This is a genomic window from Rahnella perminowiae, from assembly GCF_019049755.1.
In the GTDB taxonomy this organism is placed as follows: domain Bacteria; phylum Pseudomonadota; class Gammaproteobacteria; order Enterobacterales; family Enterobacteriaceae; genus Rahnella; species Rahnella perminowiae.
Genome location: NZ_JAFMOS010000116.1, coordinates 1 through 801, shown reverse-complemented (window position 1 = coordinate 801; position 801 = coordinate 1). Strand labels below are relative to the sequence as shown.

Genomic DNA, 801 nt, shown 5'->3' with positions numbered 1-801 from the left:
ACGCCCCGACCATCACAAATAATATCCAGGTCCGCGCCTGCAAAATCAAAATAGTCCAAAACCACAATGGCAAGCGCAACATACCATGGTCGTTATAATCATCCGGGTTCATAAAAAGGACAACGTTCCTGCAAATGAAGTTAAGTTTTTAAAATATATCAATAGCATACCTAAAATAATTCGAAGTACAGAAAAACAGCCAGCGGAGTGATCCGATGAACTTACTCAGGTAAGTGATTCACATCACTGAGCGCAGCCAACACCTCTGCAATTTTAAGTATGCCGGGTATAGGCTTAAGAAACTGTTAAGAACTGTCTGCTTTACTGGTCTCCAACGCGGCAACACATCCGAAACGATGTCATCGTTGCCGGTACTCTGGAAACGTTAACTTAAGGAAGACTATTATGATGAAGAAGATCACGCTGGCAACCCTCATTGCACTTTGTTCAGCCACTGCCTTTGCCCAGCAGGCTGGCGGATTTAACGGCCCGTCGGCGCAGGAATCACAAACCCAGCCTGCCCCACAGGGTGGCTTCACGGGTACCACGGCGCTGAGTACAGTGAAAGACGCGCAAACCATGAAGGATGATCAGTGGATCATGCTGGAAGGGTTCATCGATCAGCGTATCGACCATGATAAATACATTTTCCGCGACAATACCGGCACCCTCAATGTCGAAATTGACGGCAAACGCTGGCAGGGACAGAACGTGTCACCCAAGGACAAAATCCGCATTGAAGGTAAAGTCGATAAAGACTGGAATTCTGTCGAAGTGGATGTCAAAAGCGTAAAACTGATC

The 801-nt window shown here is 46.8% G+C and carries 2 protein-coding genes; one reads left to right on the top strand and one right to left on the bottom strand.

The genetic code is table 11. The features are described from left to right. On the bottom strand, positions 1-112 hold a 112-nt coding region (locus J1785_RS00610), incomplete at its 3' end, for a DUF2919 family protein (protein WP_217218559.1). Between the two features lie 296 nt (positions 113-408). Between J1785_RS00610 and J1785_RS00605 the strand changes: the two genes are divergently transcribed. Next, positions 409-801: YgiW/YdeI family stress tolerance OB fold protein (locus J1785_RS00605; protein WP_217218558.1), on the top strand; the 393-nt coding region annotated here is incomplete at its 3' end.